The organism is Leucobacter sp. M11, from assembly GCF_035726885.1.
Taxonomy (GTDB): domain Bacteria; phylum Actinomycetota; class Actinomycetes; order Actinomycetales; family Microbacteriaceae; genus JAPFRB01.
The window spans coordinates 719,928-724,702 of sequence record NZ_JAPFRB010000002.1 but is presented as its reverse complement, the minus strand read 5'-3'; the positions used below and the strand labels follow the sequence as shown (position 1 = coordinate 724,702).

4 protein-coding genes are annotated in these 4,775 nt (G+C 70.5%); 3 read left to right on the top strand and 1 reads right to left on the bottom strand.

Annotation, left to right across the window (positions count from 1 at the left end; genetic code table 11):
• Both OOT08_RS07890 and OOT08_RS07885 read left to right on the top strand, forming a co-directional pair.
• On the top strand, positions 1-980 hold a 980-nt coding region (locus OOT08_RS07890; protein ID WP_325092053.1), incomplete at its 5' end, for an N-formylglutamate amidohydrolase.
• A 177-nt stretch (positions 981-1,157) separates the two neighbouring features.
• Complete coding sequence (locus tag OOT08_RS07885) at positions 1,158-1,805, top strand: GNAT family N-acetyltransferase (RefSeq protein ID WP_325092052.1); 648 nt, start codon at positions 1,158-1,160, stop codon at positions 1,803-1,805.
• A 76-nt stretch (positions 1,806-1,881) separates the two neighbouring features.
• Here OOT08_RS07885 and OOT08_RS07880 read toward each other — a convergent pair whose 3' ends face one another.
• Positions 1,882-3,291: an anaerobic C4-dicarboxylate transporter family protein gene (locus OOT08_RS07880; protein WP_325092051.1), complete on the bottom strand. Its 1,410-nt coding sequence runs from the start codon at positions 3,289-3,291 to the stop codon at positions 1,882-1,884.
• A 259-nt stretch (positions 3,292-3,550) separates the two neighbouring features.
• On the opposite strand from OOT08_RS07880, the gene OOT08_RS07875 reads away from it, so the two are divergent.
• Positions 3,551-4,492 carry a DUF808 domain-containing protein gene (locus tag OOT08_RS07875; protein WP_325092050.1) on the top strand — a complete coding sequence of 314 codons (942 nt, stop codon included), beginning with the start codon at positions 3,551-3,553 and terminating at the stop codon, positions 4,490-4,492.
• The last annotated feature ends 283 nt before the right edge of the window (positions 4,493-4,775 follow it).

The window sequence follows — 4,775 nt, the reverse complement described above, 5'->3', positions numbered from 1 at the left end:
ACGTCCTCGTGTCCTGCCCGCACTCCGGAGCGGCCATCCCCGAGGAGCTTGCCGAGTTCCTCGCCCCCGAGTTCACCAAGCGACTGCAGTATGACTTCAGCGACGTCGCCACGAGCGCGATCGTGCGACGCTGGGCCGAGATTGACCCGCGCATCGTGTATGTCGAGAACCCGCATCCGCGGATGATCCGCGACCCCAACCGGGCAAAGCCAGAGGACCCCCGCCCGCAGCTGCGCGAGGCCATCGAGCGGGTCCGGGCGGCCGGGGCCTGGCAGAAGGTCGACCTGACCGGCGTCGACGCGATCCGCCCCGTCACCTTCTCCTTCTTCCCCCTGCTCACGGTGCCCGAGACGGACGCGGAGCTGGAGCGGCTCGTCGACGCCTTCGCGGAGGTCGCCGAGCGCGGGCTTGGCGTCTACGAGGCGACCCGGGACGAGCTCACCGAGCGCTTCCTCGCCGAGAAGCTCCGCTCGGGCGGCAGCTTCACCCGGCTGTCCTTCCACGACACCATGAACCACACGACAACCCGCGAGGGCGCCGTGAACGTCGAGCGCGAGCCGAAGGACCGGCTCCCGAACGTGGTCTCGCTGTCCAACCGCGGCGATGCCGAGGGCAACGAGCGCACCCCGGAGGACCCCGCGACGATGCCGGGGGAGCGGATCCGGGCGCTCGCCGCGGCGCACCGCTCCGCCTTCGTGGTCGCGGATCCCGCGGATGTGTCCCTGAACCAGCCCTACCTGGGCAGCCAGGAAATCCTCTCGGCCGGGGCTCGCTTCCGTGAGCTGGCGGCCGAGGCGACGGCGGCGGGGCTGGAGCTGAACGCCGTGCAGGCCGAGTTCCTGCGCGAGTTCCTGCTGGGTGGCCCGAACGCCCGCGCCCTGAACGAGCCCGGCACCGGCTGGATCGAGGAAGACCCGGCGCACGTTGACGCGGTCGCCCGGGCCTGCCAGCGCGCCTGGGACGGCTACCGCGACCGCTGATCCTGCGCCCCCGCGGGGCACTCGGCCCACGCGCCGCCGTCCGGGATTCCGGGCGGCGGCGCTGTGTTTCGCGCGGGGCCGCCCCGACCGCCGGGATCGGCTCTGGGCGAGGCCCGGGGTGATGCGGCAGACTGTGGGGGCCACCCACTGCCGTTCAGCGCACACGAACTGGAGCAGATGATGCAGCCCTTTCCCCTTCCGTCCCCCGGCGAGACCCCGAGCGGGGTGCGGATCGCCGTGCCCGAGGACCGGGACGAAATCACCCGGATCCTGATCGACGCCTTCGCGGACGACCCGGTCTGGGGCCCGGCCTTCCCGGACCCCGAGCTCCGGGAGGCGCAGGCCTCGGCGTACTGGGACTTCATGGTGGGCCAGGCGCTGAAATACCCGGAATCGCTCGTGACGATGGGCCCCGCGGGGCTCCTCGACGCGGTGGCGATCTGGCTCCCGCCGGGCGTGCCAGAGGTGGACCCCGCGGATGCCCCGGCGCTTGAGGCGCTCGGCCGCTCGCTGATGGCCGCCCCGCAGCTGCTCGCCCTCGAGGAGACCGGCCAGCGCTTTGCCGAGGCGCGCCCCGCCGCCCCGCACGCCTATCTCTCCCTGCTCGCGACCGCGCCGGAGGCTCGCGGGCGCGGCGAGGGCATGCGCTTGCTCGCGGCCGCGCTGACCCGCTACGACACCGCGGGCATCGACACCTACCTGGAATCCTCGAACCCCGCCAACAACGACCGGTACCGCGCTCAGGGCTACGCCGAGCACCGCTCGTTTCGCCTCGCCGATGGCACCCCGGTGCAGACCTTTTGGCGGGCGGCGCGCGAGCGCTGACGGCTGAGCTGCCCGCACACGAGGAGAACGCCGCCCCCGGAAACCCGGGGGCGGCGTTCTCCTCGTGCGGAGGCGGCTACGCGGGGAAGCCGCCGCCCCAGAGCACGCCGAACAGCGAACCCGCCGCGATCGTGGTGGCCGCGAGGATCAGCGTGGGCAGGAAAAAGGAGTGGTCAACGAGCTTCGTGCCGAGCTTCGTACTCCCGGACTCGTCGAAGTTCGCGGCCGCGATCTGGGAACCGTTCGTCGGGAGCAGGTAGATTCCGGCGAAGGCACCGGCCCACATCCCGCTCATCAGGCCGAGCGGGATGCCCGCTGCGAGCCCGATGGGCACGATCGAGTTGGTCGCCGTGGACTGGCTCGTGGTGAGCACGCAGACGAGGAAGACGCCGAGGGCGAAGATCCACGGGGCCGTGTCCACGAGGCCGCCGATGCCCTCGGCGACGAGCGTGGAGTGCTCCAGCAGGAAGGTGTTCGTCAGCCAGGCGAGGCCGAAGAGCGCAATCGCGGAGACCATACCGGCCCGGAACACCGACATGGTCGGGATGTCCGCGACCTTCGGGCGGGACACCAGCATGATGATCGTTCCGGCGACGAACATCACGATCTCGATGATCGGGGTCATGCCGATGGGCTCGGGGTTCTCGCCGCTGCCCAGGGGGCGCAGGCCCTTGAACAGGCCGAACACGACGATCGTGAGCACGCCGAGCAGGAAGATGATGGCCGCCCAGCGGCCCTCGCGGGTCACGTTCACCTCAGCCTTGATCTGCTCCGCGGAGGCGCCGGGCGCCGAGAGCGTCCCCTTCGCGATGAGGGCCTGGATCTCGGGGTCCTCCTCGATGTCCTTGCCCAGCCGGCGGACCACGAAGCTCGCCAGGATGATGCCGACGATCGCGGCGGGCAGGGTGACCTTGATGATGTCCATGAGCTCGAAGTGCCACGGGGCGGTGTCGGTGAGCGCGATCATCGCGGCCATCGCCGCGGACACGGGGCTACAGGCCAGGGCGACGCCCGTGGCGACCACGGAGAGCGACAGGGGACGCGAGGGGCGGATGCCGTTGCGGTAGGACAGGTCCGAGATCACCGGCAGCAGCGGGTAGAGGATGTTCGAGGTTCCCGCGCCGACCGAGAACAGGAACGCGGTCATCGGCGCGATGAGCGTGATTTGCTTCGGGTTCTTCGCGATCACCTTCGCGGCGATCGAGACCATCCAGTCGATGCCGCCCGCCGCCTGCATCATCGAGGACGCGAGCACGACGGAGAGCACGATGAGCAGCGCGTCGACAGGCGGAGTGCCCGGGGCGAGGCCGAACACGAACACGAGGATCGCGACGCCGGTGCCACCCCAGAGGCCGAGCCCGACCCCGCTCGATCTGGTGCCCATGACGATACAGCCGAGCACCACCAGCAGTTGTGTGATGAAGAGTACGATCTCCACGAATATCCCCCCGAATACAGAGCCCGCCAGCGCGAACAGCTTCTTCACAGGATATGGATTCTCCGCAGTCAGGGGAAGCCGTGACGACGATTTCGTGTGAATCGGCGCGCGGGGACGGTCGGATCAGCGCGCGCCAGGCGCGACTCCGGGGCCGAGCCGGTTCGACACGGCGGCAGTGCCCGGCCACCGCTCAGCGCTCCGGGGCGTTCGAGCCGACAGAATAGTCTCAGCAGTCCTGGGGGGCGCATCGTTGGCTCACCGGGAACCGAACAGCTCTGGCACCCACCGCACGAAAGAGGCCCCACACGTGAGCGCGAGTTTCTTTGCCCTTCTGGACGACATCGCGGTGCTTGCGCGTGCCGCCGCCGCCTCGATCGATGACGTCGTCGCCGGAGCCGCGAAGGCCTCCGCGAAGGCCGCCGGGGTGGTGATCGACGACGCGGCGGTGTCCCCGCAGTACGTGCAGGGGCTGACCCCGAAGCGCGAGCTGCCCGTCGTCTGGAAGATCACCCGGGGCTCGCTCATCAACAAGGCGATCATCATCGTCGGGATTATGGTGCTGAGCGCGGTCGCGCCGTGGATTTTCCCCTGGTTGCTGCTCGCGGGCGGCACCTACCTCGCCTACGAGGGCGCGGAGAAGGTCTGGCACTGGATCACGCCCAAGCGGCACGAGGCACCCGGGGTCGAGCAGGTCGTCGAGCGCACGAGCACCGACGAGAAGCAGATGGTCTCGAGCGCGGTGCGGACCGACCTGGTGCTCAGCATCGAGATCATGCTGATCTCGCTCGCGAACATCGAGGCGACCTCGTGGGGGATCCGCCTCGCGACGCTGATTGTCGTTGGCCTGCTCATGACGGTGGCCGTATACGGCACGGTGGCGCTCTTGATCCGGATGGACGACGTCGGATTCTGGCTGATTAAGAAACCGGCGCGCTGGGCGCAGGGGATCGGCACGGGGCTGGTGCGGGCGATGCCGTGGGTGTTCCGTGGCCTCACCGTGGTCGGCGCGCTCGCCATGCTTTGGGTCGGCGGTCATATCCTGCTCGTGAACCTCGCCGAGGTGGGCGTCACCGCCCCGTACGGGCTCGTCAGCTCGATCGTGGGCGCGGTCCGAGCCCCCGGGGTGGTCACCTGGTTGCTCGACAGCGGGCTGTCCGCCGTGTTCGGCCTGGCCTGGGGTGCGGTGGTGATGGCGGTGCTCGCGGTGATCGCGCGCCTCCGCTACCGGAAGCCGGTCGCCCGGGCGTAGCCGCCGCTGCCCCGGGGTGCCGGGCGGCGACCGGGACCGCACCCGTTTGGCCCGGCCGACACGGCGTCGCCCGGGGCAGCGCACGCGTGCGTTGTCCACAATTCCCGAGGCCGGGCCCCGCCCGGTGCGGGCAGCGCCGAAGCTGGGTTCCTCGGTGCCACTCGGGCACCGAGGAGAGGAGAACTCCATGCTGCAGACCTCCCCGCCCGCAAGCCGAGCCACCGCGCTCCGGATCGGGGCCCGCCCCCGCACGGCCCGCCCGAAGCCGCCGGGCGCCCGTTTG

Excerpts from the sequence above, each read along its gene's own strand:
- OOT08_RS07885 (WP_325092052.1), top strand. The coding sequence starts at position 1,158 with ATGATGCAGCCCTTTCCCCTTCCGTCCCCCGGCGAGACCCCGAGCGGG.